General features: G+C 50.8%; 2 protein-coding genes. Both read left to right on the top strand.

The window, feature by feature from the left end; translation table 11 throughout:
- The coding region (atpG, locus tag MJD61_19165) for an ATP synthase F1 subunit gamma (protein MCG8557382.1) at positions 1-641 on the top strand (641 nt) is incomplete at its 5' end.
- A gap of 34 nt (positions 642-675) precedes the next feature.
- Positions 676-1,277: F0F1 ATP synthase subunit beta (locus MJD61_19160; protein MCG8557381.1), on the top strand; the 602-nt coding region annotated here is incomplete at its 3' end.

Here is a 1,277-nt window from a genome sequence, read left to right as displayed (position 1 = left end):
GCAACCGGGTGCTTCTGGTGGTGATTACCGCGGACCGGGGTCTGTGCGGCGGTTTCAACAGTAATATTGTAAAGATGACGCAGGAACTGATCGAAGAAAACAAGGATAGAGATATTTCACTGTTTATCGCCGGGAAGAAGGGTTTGGATTTTTTCCAGAGCCGGCCGTATCCAATTGAAGACAAATACCTAGGCTGGACTAAAGATTTTAGTTATCTCAAGGCTGTCGAAATTGGCGAAATGCTGACCCAGTTGTTCGTCGAAAACAAGACGGACCGTATTTACATGGTGTACAACGAGTTCAAGTCTATTATCCAGCAGGAAGTTATCCGAGAACAACTGCTCCCCATTGTTCCTGAAGACATAAGCGGAGATGATACGACCGATTATATTTTTGAGCCGGATGGGGAAACCATCCTGGAAGACTTATTAAAGAGGTATATGACGACGCAGATTTACCGTGCGTTTCTGGAGTCCAGCGCCAGCGAACATGGTGCTCGGATGACAGCGATGGATGCCGCCAGCCGTAACGCCAAGGAAATGATTGGCAAGCTGACACTGTTTTACAATCGCACCCGGCAGGCGTACATCACCAAGGAATTGATTGAAATTGTGAATGGGGCAGAAGCGCTTAAGGGCTGAGGTCACACCAAATTATCAAGTAAAGGAGCTAGGAATGAATACAGGAACCATCACGCAGGTCATCGGGCCCGTTGTGGATGTCAGCTTCAAGGACGGGGAACTGCCCGCTCTTTACAACGCCATCCATATCAAAAAGACAGGCGACAACGGCGGTGGCGAAGAAACCATCACCCTGGAAGTGGCCCAGCATCTAGGCGACAGCTCGGTTCGAACGGTGGCCATGCAGCCCACCGACGGCTTGGTGCGCGGTATGGATGCAATCGATACCGGAAAACCCATCTCGGTGCCCGTGGGTGAAAAAGTTTTGGGACGTATCCTGAACGTTATCGGCGAGCCGGTGGACAAAAAGCCGTCGGTTCAATCTGATGAAACCTGGAGTATTCACCGCGATGCGCCGAGCCTGGAAAACCAGGACACTCAAATGGAAATGCTTGAGACCGGTATCAAAGTTATTGATCTACTTGAACCGTACTTGAAAGGCGGAAAGACCGGCCTTTTTGGCGGCGCCGGTGTGGGTAAAACCGTATTGATCATGGAGCTCATCCGGAACATCGGTGCCGAACACGGTGGGTACTCTGTATTCTCCGGCGTGGGTGAGCGGACCCGTGAAGGGAACGACCTCTATCACGAAATGAT

Source organism: Pseudomonadota bacterium, assembly GCA_022361155.1.
In the GTDB taxonomy this organism is placed as follows: domain Bacteria; phylum Myxococcota_A; class Polyangia; order Polyangiales; family JAKSBK01; genus JAKSBK01.
The sequence above is the reverse complement of the archived record's forward strand: the minus strand, read 5'-3'. Positions and strand labels throughout refer to the sequence as shown.